At 66.0% G+C, this 17024-nt stretch carries 12 protein-coding genes; 3 read left to right on the top strand and 9 right to left on the bottom strand.

Features of this window, described 5'->3' with window-relative positions:
* Positions 1 to 7 precede the first annotated feature (7 nt).
* Together VGR99_RS34670 and recG are read right to left on the bottom strand one after the other, a co-directional pair.
* A complete protein-coding gene (locus VGR99_RS34670; protein WP_326904447.1) occupies positions 8 to 682 on the bottom strand; it encodes a HEAT repeat domain-containing protein in 675 nt (224 codons plus the stop codon).
* A gap of 1 nt (position 683) precedes the next feature.
* Positions 684 to 2792 (bottom strand): ATP-dependent DNA helicase RecG, encoded by a 2109-nt coding sequence (gene recG / locus VGR99_RS34665; protein ID WP_326904446.1) that lies wholly within the window; start codon positions 2790 to 2792, stop codon positions 684 to 686.
* Between the two features lie 184 nt (positions 2793 to 2976).
* On the opposite strand from recG, the gene VGR99_RS34660 reads away from it, so the two are divergent.
* Complete coding sequence (locus VGR99_RS34660; RefSeq protein ID WP_326904445.1) at positions 2977 to 3267, top strand: succinate dehydrogenase assembly factor 2; 291 nt, start codon at positions 2977 to 2979, stop codon at positions 3265 to 3267.
* Entirely contained in the window at positions 3264 to 6782 is a 3519-nt protein-coding gene (mfd, locus tag VGR99_RS34655; protein WP_326904444.1) for a transcription-repair coupling factor, read from the top strand. The genes VGR99_RS34660 and mfd overlap by 4 nt, the downstream gene beginning before the upstream one ends.
* 117 nt (positions 6783 to 6899) lie before the next feature.
* Here the strand turns inward: mfd and VGR99_RS34650 are convergent, their stop codons facing one another.
* The 4 genes from VGR99_RS34650 to VGR99_RS34635 all read right to left on the bottom strand — a co-directional run bounded on the left by VGR99_RS34650 (position 6900) and on the right by VGR99_RS34635 (position 11008).
* Positions 6900 to 7739 (bottom strand): SDR family oxidoreductase, encoded by an 840-nt coding sequence (locus tag VGR99_RS34650; RefSeq protein WP_326904443.1) that lies wholly within the window; start codon positions 7737 to 7739, stop codon positions 6900 to 6902.
* A gap of 57 nt (positions 7740 to 7796) precedes the next feature.
* Positions 7797 to 8216 (bottom strand): ester cyclase, encoded by a 420-nt coding sequence (locus VGR99_RS34645; protein ID WP_326904442.1) that lies wholly within the window; start codon positions 8214 to 8216, stop codon positions 7797 to 7799.
* A 67-nt stretch (positions 8217 to 8283) separates the two neighbouring features.
* Positions 8284 to 10527: a xanthine dehydrogenase family protein molybdopterin-binding subunit gene (locus VGR99_RS34640; RefSeq protein ID WP_326904441.1), complete on the bottom strand. Its 2244-nt coding sequence runs from the start codon at positions 10525 to 10527 to the stop codon at positions 8284 to 8286.
* 10 nt (positions 10528 to 10537) lie between these two features.
* Positions 10538 to 11008 carry a (2Fe-2S)-binding protein gene (locus VGR99_RS34635; protein ID WP_326904440.1) on the bottom strand — a complete coding sequence of 157 codons (471 nt, stop codon included), beginning with the start codon at positions 11006 to 11008 and terminating at the stop codon, positions 10538 to 10540.
* Between the two features lie 117 nt (positions 11009 to 11125).
* Between VGR99_RS34635 and VGR99_RS34630 the strand changes: the two genes are divergently transcribed.
* Entirely contained in the window at positions 11126 to 12019 is an 894-nt protein-coding gene (locus VGR99_RS34630; RefSeq protein WP_326904439.1) for a LysR family transcriptional regulator, read from the top strand.
* 159 nt (positions 12020 to 12178) lie between these two features.
* Here VGR99_RS34630 and VGR99_RS34625 read toward each other — a convergent pair whose 3' ends face one another.
* The 3 genes from VGR99_RS34625 to VGR99_RS34615 all read right to left on the bottom strand — a co-directional run bounded on the left by VGR99_RS34625 (position 12179) and on the right by VGR99_RS34615 (position 16854).
* Positions 12179 to 13402: a GGDEF domain-containing protein gene (locus VGR99_RS34625; protein ID WP_326904438.1), complete on the bottom strand. Its 1224-nt coding sequence runs from the start codon at positions 13400 to 13402 to the stop codon at positions 12179 to 12181.
* Between the two features lie 85 nt (positions 13403 to 13487).
* The gene (locus VGR99_RS34620; RefSeq protein WP_326904437.1) at positions 13488 to 14990 is read right to left on the bottom strand and encodes a class I adenylate-forming enzyme family protein; all 1503 of its coding nucleotides are present in this window, start codon (positions 14988 to 14990) and stop codon (positions 13488 to 13490) included.
* Positions 14991 to 14994: 4 nt separating this feature from the next.
* On the bottom strand, positions 14995 to 16854 hold the full coding sequence (locus VGR99_RS34615) for an extracellular solute-binding protein (protein ID WP_326904436.1): 1860 nt from the start codon (positions 16852 to 16854) through the stop codon (positions 14995 to 14997).
* Between the last annotated feature and the right edge of the window lie 170 nt (positions 16855 to 17024).

The following is a 17024-nucleotide window of genomic DNA, read 5'->3' as shown; positions in this document are numbered from 1 at the left end:
GCTCGCCCTATTCGGAACGTTCGATGGTTCGCTTCGCGAGGAGAGCTTGGGCAGATTTGACGAGATGTTGCCTTCCGTCGCGGAAGGCAAAATCTAGATGGGACGACAATAACGGCGAGCCACAAGCGACAAGTGCTTCCAGCGCGGCCATGCGCTGGTATTCGTGCCCTGTGCCCCACGCTCGAAGCGCGAAAGGTTCCGCATGTTTCGACTGTCTACGTGCAAGGGCTAGAAGCGCTCGCCGGCTTACGTATTCATTCTCGTCGCGGAAATACCGTTCCAGAAGCGGTTCGACTTCAGTCGTGGCAAGTTCGACGCTTCCAAGAGCATCTGCAAGTTGCCATCGAGCGTCTGGCTCCTCGCAATTGAAGGATACCTTGGCCAAAGCCAAAAGATGTATCGGTCTGGCGGTCAATTCCTCCTTGAGAAGCTCCATTTCATTGTCGCGAGCAAGAATGTAAAGCAGCATTTCGATATTCGAGGAATCCCAAAGCTGTGGAGTGAGGGAATCGAGAAACGCAGCAAAGGCCTTTGTGATTGCTGGCCATTGTTGATAGTCGCATTCCCATTCGCCGGATCTCTGGCCGGCAGGCAGGCTATCGGCCCAACTGCGGAATGCTGAAACTGTCGCGGCTAAACTGGCTTGAGCATTCTCGTCGTGACCGGGCTGATGATTTGTCATTCTAACCTGCCCCGATCAGCGGGATGGCCTCGTCCCGCTCGTAGAGATACAGCAGGCAGCGTAGCGCCTCGCCGCGCTCGCCCTTCAGCTTCGGATCCTCCTTCAGGATCCGAAGCGCCTCGTCTCTGGCCTGGGTGATGAGCTGGCCGTGCACTTCCGAACGGGCGATGCGGTAGCCGGGCAGGCCGCTCTGGCGCACGCCCAGCACGTCGCCTTCGCCGCGCAACTTCAGATCCTCCTCGGCGATGCGAAAGCCGTCGGTGGTCTCGCGGATCACTTTCAGCCGCGCCTTCGACATCTCGCCGAGCGGTTCGCTGTAGAGCAGGATGCAGGTCGAGGCCTCCGAGCCGCGTCCGATGCGGCCGCGGAGCTGGTGCAACTGCGCAAGCCCGAAACGTTCGGCATTCTCGATCACCATGATGGTCGCGGCCGGCACGTCGACGCCGACCTCGACGACGGTGGTCGCCACCAGAAGGCCGATCTCGTGGGCCGCGAACTGGCCCATGACGCGGTCCTTCTCGGTGCCCTTCATCTGGCCGTGGACGAGGCCGACGCGATCGCCGAAGCGCTTCTGCAGGCTCTCGAAACGCTTGGTCGCGTTGGTGAGATGCTCGGTGCCCTCGGCCTCGGATTCCTCGACCAGCGGGCAGATCCAGTAGACGAGCTTTCCCGATTGCAGCGCGCGGCCGACGCCGTCCATGACCTCGCCGAGCCGGCTCATGGCGACGGCGCGGGTGTCGATCGGCTGGCGGCCGGCGGGCTTTTCGCGCAGCTCGGAGATGTCCATGTCGCCGAAATAGGTCAGTACCAGCGTGCGCGGAATCGGCGTGGCGCTCAGCACCAGCACGTCGACGGCTTCGCCCTTCGAGGTCAGCGCGAGCCGCTCGCGAACGCCGAAGCGGTGCTGCTCGTCGACGATGGCGAGCGCGAGGTCCTTGAAGATGACGTCATCCTGGATCAGCGCGTGGGTGCCGACCAGGAGATCGATCTCGCCCTCGGCAAGCTGCGTGATGATCTCGCGCCGCTCCTTGCCTTTCTCGCGGCCGGTGAGGATGGCGACGCGCAAGCCCGCACGCTCGGCGAGCGGCGCGATGGTCTTGATGTGCTGGCGCGCCAGGATTTCGGTCGGGGCCATCAGCGCAGCCTGCTTGCCGACTTCGGCTACCGCGGCCGCCGCGAGCAGCGCCACCACGGTCTTGCCGGAGCCGACGTCGCCCTGGAGCAGGCGCAGCATCCGCACCGGCTGTTGCAGATCGTTGGCGATCGCCGCGGCTGCCTCGCGCTGGGAGGACGTCAATGCATAGGGCAGGGCGTCGATGATCTTGCTGCGCAGGTGCCCGTCGCCGGCATTGCGCACGCCGGCGGGCCGCCGCAGTTGCGCGCGGATCAAAGCGAGTGCGAGCTGGCCCGCCAAAAGCTCGTCGAAGGCGAGGCGGGACCAGAACGGCTGGTCCGGCAAAATGTCCGTCAGCTCGACCGGCCGATGCACGCGATTGAGCGCTTCAGCGATCGGCGGAAATTTGCAGCGGCGCAGCACCTCCGGGCTGATCCACTCGGGGAGGGCCGGCAGCTTCTGCAGCGCCTGCGCGATCGCGCGGCGCAGCGAGCCGAGCGCGAGGCCTTCGGTGAGCGGATAGACCGGATCGATCCCCGAGAGTTTTGAGATCGCCTCCTCGTCGAGCACACGGTCGGGATGCACGATTTGCGGGATGCCGTCATACATCTGCAGCGTGCCGGAGACGTAGCGCTTCTCGCCCATCGGCAGCAGCTTTTCGACATAGCCGGGCTTGGCGCGGAAGAAGGTCAGCACCACGTCGCCGGTGTCGTCGCTGGCATAGACGAGGTAGGGCGCGCGTGAGTTGCGCGGCGGAGGCGGCCGGTGGCGGTCCACGGTGACCTCCAGCGTCACCATGGTTCCCTGGACCGCGTCACGGATCTTCGGCCGCGCCCGGCGGTCGATGACCTGGCTCGGCAGGTGCAGCAGCAGATCGACCAGCCGCGGCGTCTCGCTCCGGCTGAGCAGATACTGCAACAGCTTGTCCTGCTTCGGACCGACGCCGGGCAGGCTGGTCACCGGAGCAAACAAGGGATTGAGCAGGCTGGGGCGCATGAGAGCGAATCTAGGATCGTTTCGGCCCGTCATGCCCGGCTTTATGGCTGGCATCCACGTCTTTTTTCGTGCCCTGCAGCGGCCGCGAGCCATGCCAAATCGAGGGCTGACACGGCAGGTCCGAGTGGCTATATCACCCGGGCCCGGCACGTCCGGGCTTTCTGCGTTTGACTGGATTTGAGACATGACGGGAACGACACGTTCGAGCAACGGGCTGGACGACCGCCGCAAGCGGCTTCTGTTCCGCTGCTGGCACCGCGGCACGCGCGAGATGGACCTGATCCTCGGCCGCTTCGCCGATTCCGAGATCGGCAATCTGTCTGACGCGGAGCTGACTGAGCTCGAGACCCTGCTCGAAGTCAACGATCCCGATCTCTACGCCGCCATCACGGGTGACAAGGTGCTGCCAGCCGATGTCACCGGCGCGCTGTTTGCCCGCATCAAGGCGTTTCCGATTACGGACGGCGATCTATGAAACCGGGTTCGAAGTCGCCGGCCGAGCTGCTCACGCCCGGCCGCGCGCTGACGCTTGCCAATGTCGCCGAGGGCGCCGAGGGCCTGGTCGTCTCCGATCTGGCGCGGGCCATCGCGGCACGGCCGAAGAAGCCGGCCGTCAGCCTTGCCGTGGTGTGCCGGGACGGCGCCCGGATGCAGCAGCTCGAACGCGCCCTGCAATTCTTCGCGCCCGATCTGCCGGTGCTGACGTTTCCGGCCTGGGACTGCCAGCCCTATGACCGCGTCTCGCCGCATGGCGGCATTCTCGCCCAGCGCCTGACGACGCTGGCACGGCTGGCCGCGCTCACCGGCAGCGACAAGCCGCTGATCGTGCTGACGACCGTGAATGCCGTCGTGCAGCGCGTGCCCGCGCGAGAACTGGTCGCGGCGCAGGCATTGTCGGTCGCGCCCGGCAATGTCGTGCCGATGGACACCATCGTCGCCTGGCTCGAGCACAACGGCTACAACCGCTCCTCGACCGTGCGCGAGCCCGGCGAATATGCCGTGCGCGGCGGCATCCTCGATCTGTTCCCGGCCGGGCTCGAGCAGCCGGTCCGGTTCGACTTCTTCGGCGACAGTCTGGAATCGATCCGTTCCTTCGACGCCGAGACCCAGCGCACGCTGCTCGACATGCGTTCGCTCGACCTCGTCCCGATCTCGGAATTCCAGCTCGTCACCGACACCATTCGCCGCTTCCGCATGGGCTATGTCGCCGAGTTCGGCGCGCCCGAGCGCGACGATGCGCTGTACGAGGCGGTCAGCGAGGGCCGCCGCCATCCCGGCATGGAGCACTGGCTGCCGCTGTTCCAGGACCGGATGGACACGCTGTTCGACTATCTGCAAGGAGCAGCCGTCGCGATCGAGCCGCAGGCGGAGGACGCCGTCCGCGAGCGCTTCAAGCAGATCCAGGACTATTACGAGGCCCGCCGCGATGCGATGGAGCATCCCGGCGGCGGCGCCATCTACAAGCCGCTGCCGCCTGATCGGCTCTATTTGACCGATGAGGAATGGACCAGGCGCCTCGGTGACATCCCGCTGGCACGGCTGACGGCGTTCTCGGTGCCGACGGATGGCACGAGTGTCGTCGATGCCGGCGCCCGCAAGGGCCGTGATTTCGCGCCTGAACGTAACGACACCACGGTCAACGTGTTCGAATCCGTGGTCGGCCACGTCATGGCGCTGCAGGCCCAGCGCAAGAAGGTCGTCATCGCGCTGTGGAGCGAAGGCTCGCGCGACCGCATGACCTCGATGCTGCGCGACCACAAGCTCGCCCACACCACCAGCGTCAACGCCTGGCGGACGGTGCAGGCGACTCCGCGCAACGAGACCATGCTCGCCGTGCTCGGCCTCGAAAGTGGTTTCGAGACCGACGAGATCGCGCTCATCAGCGAGCAGGACATTCTGGGCGACCGCCTGGTGCGGCCGCGCAAGGCCAGCCGCAAGCTCGACAATTTCATCTCGGAGGTGACGAGCCTCACCGCGGGCGACATCGTCGTCCATGTCGATCACGGCATCGGCCGCTTCATCGGCCTGCAGACCCTCGACGTCGCCGGCGCGCCGCATGACTGCCTCGAGCTGCATTATGCCGCCGAGACCAAGCTGTTCCTGCCGGTCGAGAACATCGAGCTGCTGTCGCGCTACGGCTCCGACCAGACCACGGTCGAGCTGGATCGTCTCGGCGGAAGCGGTTGGCAGACGCGCAAGGCCAAGCTCAAGAACCGCATCCGCGAGATCGCGGGCGAGCTGATCAAGATCGCCGCCGCGCGCCATCTGCACGAGGCGCCCAAGCTGCCGGTGCAGCAGGGCCTCTATGACGAGTTCTGCGCGCGCTTCCCCTATGACGAGACCGAGGACCAGTTAGGGGCCATCGAATCCACCCTGAAGGACCTCGAGCTCGGCCGTCCCATGGACCGGCTGATCTGCGGCGACGTCGGCTTCGGCAAGACCGAGGTTGCGCTCCGCGCGGCGTTTGCCGTTGCGCTCGAGGGCAAGCAGGTCGCGGTCGTGGTGCCGACCACGCTGCTGGCCCGCCAACATCACAGGACCTTCACCGAGCGCTTCAAGGGCTTTCCCGTGAACGTGGCGCAGGCCTCGCGCCTGGTCCCGACCAAGGAGCTCAACCTGGTCAAGAAGGGCATTGCCGATGGTTCGGTCGATATCGTCGTCGGCACCCACGCGCTGCTCGGCAAGGCCATCAAGTTCCGCGATCTCGGCCTCGTCATCGTGGACGAGGAGCAGCACTTTGGCGTCACCCACAAGGAGCGGCTGAAGGCGCTGCGCTCCGAGGTGCACGTGCTAACGCTGTCGGCGACGCCGATCCCGCGCACGCTGCAACTGGCGCTCACCGGCGTCCGCGAGCTCTCGATCATCGCCTCGCCGCCGGTCGACCGCCTCGCGGTCCGCACCTTCGTGGCCCCGCATGATCCGCTGATGATCCGCGAGGCGCTGCTGCGCGAGCGTTATCGCGGCGGCCAGGCGTTCTACGTGGTGCCGCGCATCGACGACCTCGCCGAGGTCAAGGACTTCCTCGACAAGAACGTGCCGGAGATGAAGGTCGCGGTCGCGCACGGCCAGATGCCGCCCGCCGTGATCGAGGACATCATGACCGCGTTCTACGACGGCAAGTTCGATATCCTGCTGTCCACCACCATCGTCGAATCCGGCCTCGACATTCCCAACGCCAACACGCTGATCGTGCACCGCGCCGACATGTTCGGTCTCGCCCAGCTCTACCAGCTCCGCGGCCGCGTCGGCCGTTCGAAGCTGCGGGCCTATGCGCTGTTCACGCTGCCGGCGCAGCAGAAGATCACGGCGCAGGCCGAGCGCCGGCTCACCGTGCTGCAATCGCTGGAGACGCTGGGCGCGGGCTTCCAACTCGCCTCGCACGACCTCGACATCCGCGGCGCCGGCAATCTGCTCGGCGAGGAGCAGTCCGGCCACATCAAGGAGGTCGGCTTCGAGCTCTACCAATCGATGCTGGAGGAGGCGATCGTCAACCTCAAGGCCGGCGTGTCCGAGCCTGCCGCCGACCGCTGGTCGCCGCAGATCACCATCGGCATGCCCGTGCTCATCCCCGAGGATTACGTCAGCGATCTCTCGGTGCGGCTGTCGCTGTACCGGCGCCTTGCCGATCTCGACACCGAGGAGGAGATCGAGAATTTCGGCGCCGAGATGCGCGACCGCTTTGGCGTCTTGCCGGACGAGGTGCGCTACCTCTTCAAGGTCGCCGCGATCAAGGCGTTCTGCCGCCAGGCCAATGTCGAGAAGATCGATGCCGGCCCGAAGGGCGCGGTCATCGTCTTCCGCGACAATTCCTTCGCCTATCCCGATCGCCTCGTGACCTTCATCCGCAGCTACGGCCAGGCCGCCAAGGTGCGCCCCGACATGAAGGTGGTGTTCCTGCAGGACTGGGAGACGCCGGAAGAGCGTCTCGCCGGCACCACGGAGATCATGCGGCAACTGGCGCAGCTCGCGCAGAGCAAGAAGGCGGCGTAGGCGCGGGGCGAGGTGTAGGGCGGGCGAAGCGAAGCGTGCCCACCAATCCGGTGTTGTTGAAAGATGGTGGGCACGGCGCTACGCGCCTTTGCCCACCCCACGGCAGTGAGGTTGTGGCTACGACGCCGCGCCGTCTGTCGACTTGGAAAGGCCCGCGTAAGCTCGCACTTCTCGCAGGCGGGCTTCGAGGGCCGGCTGGACCACCGCAAGCGCGTCGCTGCCGGCCACGAACTGCTTGGGCGGATTGTCCATCCCGGCGATGCTTACCAGGACGTCGCCGAGTTTGGCCGGATCGCCCTGCTGGGCACCGTGATAGCCTGACCACATGTTTTCCGCGGTGCCTTCCGCGGCGTAGTCCTCGATCGTGCTACTGGCATATTTGGCGTTGTGAGCTTCGAGAAGGTCCGTCCGGAAGAAGCCGGGTTCGATCGCCGTGATCTTGATACCGAACGGCTCGACCTCGTGAGCCACCGATTCCGACAGGCCTTCGACCGCGAATTTCGCGGCGCTATAGGCTCCGCAGTGCTTGAACCCGACGACACCCGCGAGCGAGCTGATATTGATGATCCGGCCCGACCTCTGCTTCCGCATCACGGGAAGCACTGCGCGCATTACGTACATCACGCCGTAGAAGTTGGTCGCCATCAATTGCTCGATTTCGGCCGTGCGCAACTCCTCGAAGTTGCCTAGCAGGCTGTAGCCGGCATTGTTGACGAGAACGTCGATGCGCCCGAACGCGCTGATCGCCGCGTCGACCGCAGGCTTTGCTTGTGCCTCGTTGGCGACGTCCAGCGAGACGAGTGCGAGGTTGTCGCCCGCGACGTGGTTCAGGGCCTTGCGGACCTTGTTGAGGTTGCGGCCGGTCGCAACCACGCGATCGCCGGCCTCCAATGCCGCCGTGACGGTCGCCGCGCCGATACCGCTGCCTGCGCCCGTGATGAACCAGACCTTGCTCATGCTTAGTTCCTGTTCTCGATATTGAAGGGGCTGGTGCCGTGGATCGCCGCTTAGCCGCTAGTTTGCGGGGACGGCGCCGATTTGCTGGAGCAATCCGAGGAGGTCGGGTTGCCCCGTTTCTTCGATGATCTGCCCGTGAGACAGGCGATAGATGTTCAGGGCCTGGACCGCGATTTTCTTCCCGGTCGATGAGGTGCCGAAGAAAGTGCCGAGGTGCGTGCCTCGCATGGTGAAGCGGGCAGCCACTTTGTTACCTTCGGCAACCATCTCCTCGAGCGTCCATTGAATATCCGGGAAACCGCCTCGCATCATCTGGATGATGGCGAGATAACCCGCTGGTCCACGCACAGGCTCGCTGCGTGCGGGCACATGGAAGATCGCTTCTGGCGAAATCAGTTCTGCGGCCAGAGTTTCGCTGGCTGTGTTGATGAAGTCCGTGAAACGGATCATAACTTGCTTGCTCGCTTCGGGTGTCATGACGTCAATTCTCGATTCATTGATGATGTGATCGTCGGAAAGTCTGCCGAGCCAGCTGCGATCCGGGTCAGGCCAGTTTGAACGGCAACTGACGCAGCGACTTGCCGGTCAGCCTTGCGATGGCGTTGGCGAATGCGGGGGCGAGGGGCGGCAGGCCGGGCTCGCCCATGCCCGTGGGCGGCTCGGCGCTGGGGACGATGTGCACATCGAACTCGGGCATGTCGGTGATGCGCGCGACGGTGTAGCCATCAAAGTTGCTCTGTTCGACCACGCCGTCCCTAAGCGTGATCGCCGAACCCGGCAGGCACATCGACAGGCCGGTGACGGCTGCGCCCTGCACCTGGGCCTCGACCGTGCGCGGGTTCACTGCGAGATTGCAATGCACGCCGGCAGTCACGCGGTGCAGCACTGGCCGGCCGTCTTGCACCGAGGCTTCCACCACATAGGCCACCACGGAATCGAAGGATTCGTGCACGGCCACCCCCCAGGCCCGTCCCTCGGGCAAGCGCGTCTTGCCGTAGCCGCTCTTGTCCACTGCCAGTTGCAACGCGTCCTTGTGGCGCTGGTGCTTGTCGCCGAACATCCGCATGCGATAGGCGACCGGGTCCTGCTGCGTCGTGCGGGCGATCTCGTCGAGCAAGGTCTCCATCACGAAGGCCGTGTGGGTGGAGCCCACGCTTCGCCACCACAGCACCGGCACGTTGAGCTTGGGATGGTGCACGGTCAGGCGCATCGGCAGCGGGTAGGGATCGCGCATCCCTTCAGTGGCCGTGCCGTCGATGCCGTTTTTCACCTGGAACTGCTCGAAGACAGAGCCCGTGGTGATGGACTGACCGACGATGACGTGATCCCAGGCCAGCACATTGCCGTGTTCGTCGAATCCGATGCGGGCGTGGTGCAGATGCATCGGCCGGTAGAATCCACCTCGCATGTCGTCTTCGCGGCTCCACAGCGTGCGCACCGGAGCGCTCAGCCCGGCGGTACGCGCGGCCTTCGCGATCTCGCAGGCTTCGACCACCATGTCGCTCGTGCTCGAAAAGCGCCGGCCAAACCCGCCGCCCGCCATTTGCACATTGAGGGTCACCTGGTCGGGCTTGAGATTCAGCACGCGTGCCGCGGCGCCTGCGTCGAGGCCGGCACACTGGCTGCCGACCCACAGCGCGGCGTGGCCCTCGGTGAGGGCCACGGTGCAGTTCAAGGGCTCCATGGCCGCATGGGCGAGGTAGGGGAATACGAACTCGGCTTCCAGTTGTCTGGGGGCGGTGGCGAGCGGTGCCACATCGGCGTCGAATTTGCGTGGCCCGGGGCGGCCGGCCAGCTCGCGATACTGGGCGAGCTGCCGTTCGCTGTCGACCTTCTCTACCTTCGCGGTATCCCACGTTAGCTTCAGCGCGTCGCGGCCCTGCGTGGCCTGCCAGTATCCGTCGGCGACCACCGCGACGCCTTCGGCGCCGCCATCCAGCGGCACGCGCAGCACGGCCTTGACGCCCTTGACGGCGCGCGCGGCGCTGTCATCCACGGAGGCAAGGCGCGCGCCGAACACCGGCGGACGCGCCACGACGGCGGTCAACTGACCGGGCAAGCGCATGTCGATGCCGAAATCCTGTCGCCCGCTGCTCTTGGCCCGCGCGTCCAGGCGCGGCGTGGGACGGCCGATGATGCGAAAGTCCTTCGGGTCCTTCAGCGTAAGCTTCTCTGGCACCGGCTGCGCCATGGCGGCTTCGGCCAGTTCGCCGTAACCGAGCTGGCGGCCGCCGGGGCCGAGCACCATACCGGCCTGTGTGCGCACGGTCGTCACATCCACTTTCCAGCGCGCCGCTGCAGCACCGAGCAGCATGGCGCGTGCGCGTGCGCCGAGCTCGCGATACTGCGCAAAACTGTTCTTGATCGAATGGGAGCCGCCGGTCAGATGAATGCCGAACATCGGATCGGCGTAGGCAGCGTCGTTGGTACCGTGCCGGCTGCGCACCAGGCTCCAGTCGGCGTCGAGCTCCTCCGCCAGGATCATCGGCAACGCGGTGTGCACACCCTGTCCGAATTCCAGCCGGTTGATGGTCACCGTGACCTCGCCATTGTCGGCGATCTGGACGAAGGCCGACGGTTGCTGCGTCGGCTTGAGGGCGCTGGCAGCCCTGCCGCCACCGGCGGCTTGCGCCATCGCGGTGTGAGGAAAGGCGCCGAGCGCCAGCCCGCTGGCCCCGGCCAGTTTCAGGAAACTGCGGCGCGGCAGTGTCCTGATCGCGGTCTGGTCCCGTTCCAGCATGTGCTGAAGCGCACGCGGCAATTCGCTGCAGTCGATATTGTGCAACATGGCAGCTCCTTCAGGCGAGCGCGCGGGCGGCATCGGCCACGGCGACGCGGATGCGGGCGTAGGTGCCGCAGCGGCAGATGTTGCCGGCCATCGCCTCGTCGATTTTGTCGGCGGTCGGTTGCTGTCCAGCGGGCAGGGACTTGAGCAGGGCGATGGCGCTCATGATCTGGCCACTCTGGCAGTAGCCGCACTGCGCCACGTCGTGCTTGACCCACGCTGCATGCACGGCGGCTCCGATGCGATCGGTGTCGTCGGTCGCGGCTTCGATGGTGGTGAGCTTCCGACCCTCGGCATCGGAGACGGGCGTGATGCAGGAGCGAATGGCCTCGCCATCCATGTGCACCGTGCAGGCGCCGCACTGCGCGGCGCCGCAGCCGAACTTTGTGCCCGTCAGCCCGATGACGTCGCGCAGCGCCCAGAGCAGGGGCATCGCGGGATCTGCATCGATCGTGACCTCCCGGTTGTTCACCATAAGCTTCATGGGTTCGCTCCTTACGGACCATCGAGCAGGCCAGCGCCCGCCGACGACCACATAACCCTGGCCGGCGATTCCGATTAGGCGCTATAATCCGCATGAGCTTATGTATATGGTGCATGAATGAAGCGGGACGATCTGTACGACCTCGCCGCCTTCGCCGTCGTCGCGGAGCACGGCAGTTTCACTCGCGCGGCGGCCGAGCTCGGCATGTCGCAGTCGGCGTTGAGCCATGCCCTGAAGGCCCTGGAGGAACGGCTCGGGGTGCGGCTGCTGTCGCGGACCACGCGCTCGGTGTCGACGACAGAAGCCGGCGAGACGCTGCTGCGTTCGCTGCGTCCCGCGCTGGACGAAATCTCCTCAGGCGTGAGCGCGCTGGGCGCGCTGCGCGGCAAGCCGTCCGGCACCGTTCGCGTCACGGCTACCAAGCATGCGGTCTCGTCCGTCGTGATGCCGGTCTTGCCGCGCTTCCTTGCATCGCATCCCGATATCCGACTGGACATCATCGTCGACGACAATCTGACCGACATCGTTGCGGATCGTATCGACGCCGGCATCCGTTTCGGCGACATCGTCGAAAAGGACATGATCGCGGTCCGCATCGGGCCGGACATCCGGATGGCCGTGGTCGGCGCGCCCTCGTATTTCGCCGATCATCCGGTGCCGAAGACGCCCCGCGATCTCGCCGCCCATCGCTGCATCAACTACCGACATGTCAGGTCGGGTGGTCTTTACGCCTGGGACTTCGAGGAGAAGGGGCGGCCGCTCGAGGTTCGCGTCGAGGGGCCGCTCGTGTTCAACAACGCCGAACTGACTCGAGAGGCTGCCCTGGCGGGGCAAGGCATTGCGTATGTCTATGCGGATGAGGTGGCGGCGGACGTCCAGGCTGGACGGCTGAAGCGAATTCTGGAGAAATGGTGCCCGATCTTCCCCGGCTACTATCTCTATCACCCCAGCCGGCGGCAGACCCCGCCCGCATTGGCTGCGCTCATTGCTGCGCTTCGTTACAAGCCGTAGGCGCGCGCGTTCAATTCTTCGATGAAGCCATTACGCCGCTGTTGTGCCCGACGGGTCAAACGGCTTCGTAGAATGTGACAACTGACGCTGCCGGCAGCCGTCGGCTACTGTGCATGGGGTTGTTTTCCACATTTTTCGGATCGTCGGCCGAACGGATGGTTAGGATGCCGCCCGCGACGCATCCGCCGACAGCCGGGCCAGCAGCGACCTTGCTGTGTCCGACGGCGACAGCGAATCCACGCTGACGACGGGATCGCTGCGCATCTCGTGCTTGCCGTTCGAGGTATGCCGCATCACCGCGGACAGTCGGCGCGCGATCATGTGAGCCGTGCGGAAATCCGTCTCCGCGAACACCACGATCACCGAGCCGTCCTTCTGCGCCGTGCCGAAATCCATCTGCCGCATCAGGCGGCTGAGAATACGCGCGGCGTCCAGCTGGGCGCGGGAATTGCCGGGATCGAACGCGAAGCGCGCCACCGACAGGCCGCCGCCGCGGGCCAGCGCCTGCTCGACTGCCTTGGCAAAATCGCGGGCAAAGGCTTCCGTCGTGAGCAGGCCGCTGCGCGGATCGAGCCAGCCGCCGGCATCGATCGAGCGCAGCGTGCGGCTCAATTGCGCTTCCATCGCGTGCTGGCGGATCAGCGGCAGCGCGTTGGCGGCGATCCTCGCCGGCTCGCCCGGAATGAGCTCGAGATTGGGCAGGTCGTAGGTCTGCACGAGCTGGTGCGCGGTGACGACCACGGGCAGGCTGCGGAAGCGGGTGTCCTCGGCCAGCACCGTGAGGAAGGCATCGGTGACACGTGCGGTAAAACCCTCGGCGAGCACGACGCCGTCGAGGTCGCGGGTGTTGAGATGTTTTGCCGCGGCCTCGATCGAGAGCGCGCCGACGACGCCGACGCGCTCACCGAGGGCGACGGAGAGCGCGGGATAGGCGGCGCCGCGGCCGATCAGCAGCACCGTGGCATCGCGCGACGGATCGGCCTCCGGCAGCGCGATCTTCGCCTCCGGCAGGCGGCGCAGCACGGTCGCATGAAGCGTGCGGATGCGCAGCGCGGCGCGCAGCCGCGCGCTCAGGCGATCGGGATGGCCGGCGCGCGAGGCGAAGGGCAGGGCATTCGGAGGCAGCATGCCCGGCGCATCCAGCGCGACGAAGGGAAGGTAGGGCGATTGCTCGGCGATCTTTTTGGCGAGGACGGCCAGATACGGCTCATGTCCGGAATGCATCGCGGCGAGAACCGCGGCCGGCTGTACCTGCTCGACCGCGCGCGCCGCGCTGGCCCAGTCGGTATCGACCACGGGAAAGAGACGAGCCTCGTCCAGCGCCGCAACGAAAGCGGGGCGCTCGGCATCGGACACAAACAGGATCGGGCCCGCCTGGGACATTGAAAAGCTCTGATCACGCAACAGGTGCTGCGCAATCTAGTCCGGCCGCCTTAATGCAGCGTCAATGGTTCCGTCGAAAATGCGCCTAGACCGGCCCGGAACGGTCGCGAAAAGCCTCAACCATCAGGGGGTTAAGCCCAAGCTCGTTGAGTGCCTCGCGGGCCCGGGCATTGTCCTGGGCCCGGCCTGCCAGCCGGTGACCGGAGAGCCGGTCGGGCAGCGCGGTGAGCAGGGCGCCCTGGCCGAGCCGGCGTGCCCATTCCTGCAGGTCGTTGGAGAGGAAGCGGTAGCCGCCGACGGCCATGATGCCCGAGGGCGGCGCCGTGATGCAGATCGCCCCGCTCGGACGGTCGAGCCGCGCCGCATAGCCGGTGTCGACATAGTCGCGCGGCGGCTGCGCGATCAGGCTCTCGCCGACCGGCTGCGGCGGCGCATAGGCCGCGATCGGCACCATCGGCCCGCGCAGGCCGAGCGTGCCCTTCGGCGTCAGCAGGATCTCACCGGCGATCGAGGAGCCGGACTGCTCGCGCGGAGCACCATGCGGCCCGGGCATCACCGCAACGGCCATGCCGTCCTCGCCGCGACGGGCGCCGAACAGGCCGGCCTCGCCGAACAGATAGACGTCGGTGAGCGGCGCATGCGGCGCGATCCAGGCATCGCTCGCCGCCACCTGCTCGGGCGCGCGCCACAGGCCGATGACGTTGCGCAAATTCGGCATCCGCGCCGCCAGATCGGAATCGCCGAGCCGCAGCGCGAGCTGCGCCGGCGCGATCAGCACCTCGCATTTGTGCTCGTTGATCTGCTGCTCCAGCACGTCGTTGTCGTAGGGGTGATGCAGCGCCAGCGTGCCGCCGCAGAGCAGCCACACCGCGAGCGAGGAGGCAAGGCCGGCGAACGACATCGGCGTGAACGCCGACATCACGGTCGCGCCCTGCCTGATGTCGGCTTCGAGCGACATCGCAAGGCCGCCGGCGATCAGGCTGAAATGCGGCCGCGGCACGGGGCGGAAACCTTCCGCGGTGACATCGAAGGAGATCATCGCCGCCTTGCGGCCGTCCTGGATCACGGTGCGCGCGGTGCCGGGCGGGCGGGCCAGCACATCGTCGAGCGAGGCCATGCCTTCGGGCAAATCGGTGCCGAAGCCACAGACATGGCGAATCGAGAACGCCTCCGCGGCGGCATGCATCGCGAGGTCGGCATAGCTGACGCCGTCGACCTTGCTCATGGTGACGATGGCGCGCGCCGCGGTGCGGTTCAGCGCGGCCGTCAGTTCGGCGTGGCGCCACAGCAGCGGCAGCACCGCGACGACGAGGCCGGCGCGATGGGCCGCGAGCACGGTCAGCACGAACTCGACCGTGTTGGGCAACTGGATCGCGATCACCGAATTGGTCGGCAAGCCCGATTCGACGAAATAGGCCGACAGCGCCTCGATGGCGGTATCGGCCTCGGCATAGCTCAGCCGCCGCGGCTGGTGCCCGGTGATGCGCACCTTGTTGATGGGATCGAGCAGGGCGGGTGCATGGGCCTGCCGCATCAGCGTGCGCTGGAACAGCGTGTCGAGCGTTGGCGATACGGCTTGCTGATTCACGGTGTCACTTCGCTTGGCTGGCTTGAGACTCACCCTTCGACCACCAGGTTTCCGGCAGATAGCCGGACAGCGCGGTGGCCTTTGGTCGTTCTATCCGATTCCAGCGCGCGATCCATTGCTCCGATACGTTAAACAGCGGGATTGTATAGAAGCCGGAGATCAGGGCGCGGTCGAGCGCGCGCACCGCCGAGACGAAGGCCGTATGTTCACGGGCCTCCAGCAGGGCGGCGATCATCGCGTCGACCGCCGGGTCCCTGGCGCCCATGTAGTTGCGGGTGCCCGGATTGTCCGCAGCCGCACTGCCCCAATAGAAATACTGCTCGTTGCCCGGCGAGAGCGACTGGTCCCAGCGGTTCTGGATCATGTCGAACTCGTAGGCGAGCCGGCGCTGGTCGAACTGCACGGGATCGACCGCGCGCACGCTCGCCTCGATACCGGCACGCTTGAGGTCGCGCTGGAAGGCGAGCGCGATCCGCTCCTGGTCGCGGGTCGTCACCAGCATCTCGAAGGTGAGGGGCGCCTTGGTGGTGCGATTGCGCAGCACGGTGCCGTCGAGATCGTAGCCGGCCTCCGACAGCAATTTGAGCGCGGCGCGCAGCGTGGTCCGGTCGCGCCCGGATCCATCCGTTACGGGCAGGCGATAGCTGCCGTCCATGATGTCGGCGGGTATTTGCGCGGCGAATGGCTTGAGCAGCTCGCGCTCGCGCGCGTCGGCCGGCTTGCCATAGGCCGACAGGTCCGAGCCTGCGAAATAGCCGGCGACGCGCGAATAGAGCGAGAAGAAGTAGTTGCGGTTGACCAGCTCGAAATCGAACAGCAGCGTCAGGGCCTTTCGCACGCGGATGTCGGCGAAGACGGCACGGCGGGTGTTGAAGACCAGGAATTCGGACGGCTGCGGCACGCCGGGCTTGACGGTGTCGCGGATCACCTCGCCACTCTTCGCCGCGGGAAAATCGTAGCCGTCGTGCCAGCGCAGCGGCTCGTTCTCGACGCGGAAATCGTAGAGGCCGCGCTTGAAAGCCTCAAACTGTCCGTTGGCCTCGCGGAAATAGTCGAGCCTGATCTCGTCGAAATTGTAGAGGCCGCGATTGATGGCGAGGTCGCGGCCCCAATAATCGGGATTGCGCGTGAGCGTCACGCTGGCGCCGGGCTTCACCGCCGTGACCCGGTACGGGCCCGAGCCGACCGGGCCTGTCAGCGTCGTCTCCTCGAAGGTCGCAACGTCGACGGCATGCTTCGGCAGGATCGGCATCAGGCCGAGGATCAGCGGCAGTTCGCGGTCGTTGGCGCCGGTGAGGTCGAAGCGAACGGTGAGGGGATCGGTCGCCTCGGCCTTCGCGGCCTTGGCGTAGTACTGCCGCAGGTTCGGACGGCCGTGGTCGCGTAGGAGCTGCCAGGAGAACAGCACGTCCTCGGCGGTGACAGGCTTGCCGTCGGCGAAGCGGGCGCGGGGATCGAGGTGGAACGTGACATAGGTCCGCTCCTCGTCGGTCTCTACGGTTCTTGCGAGCAGGCCGTAAAGCGTGAACGGCTCATCCTGGCCGCGCGCCAGAAGACTCTCGACGACGTAACCGCGCATCTGATGCACGGGCAGTCCCTTCACGATGAAGGGATTGAGGCTGTCGAACGTGCCGAGAAGGCCAAAGGTCAGCCGGCCGCCCTTGGGGGCATCGGGGTTGACGTAGGGCATATGGTTGAAATCGGCCGGCATCGCCGGGTTGCCGTGCATGGCAATGGCATGGGCCTCCTCGGCCCGTGCGCCGCTGACCGACAGCCCCACCGTGAGGGCCGGGATTGCGAGGGCCAAGGCGAGACTGCAAAGGCGGACACTGAGGCCCTCGAGCAGGCGCTGGAACATGAACATTCGGACACGTTGATTCGAGGGTCGGCGGCCCTGAATCCTATCACAGGGATTTCACTGGGCGCCCGCAAGGAAGGGGGCAAAGACGCTTGTCGGCATTGATCTTTCCGTCGGCCACGCTAAGAAGGCACGCAATCGCGCAAGAGCGCCGAGACCGTCACTTAACTGCCTCA

This window comes from Bradyrhizobium sp. (assembly GCF_035935975.1).
Classification (GTDB): domain Bacteria; phylum Pseudomonadota; class Alphaproteobacteria; order Rhizobiales; family Xanthobacteraceae; genus Bradyrhizobium.
The sequence above is the reverse complement of the archived record's forward strand: the minus strand, read 5'-3'. Positions and strand labels throughout refer to the sequence as shown.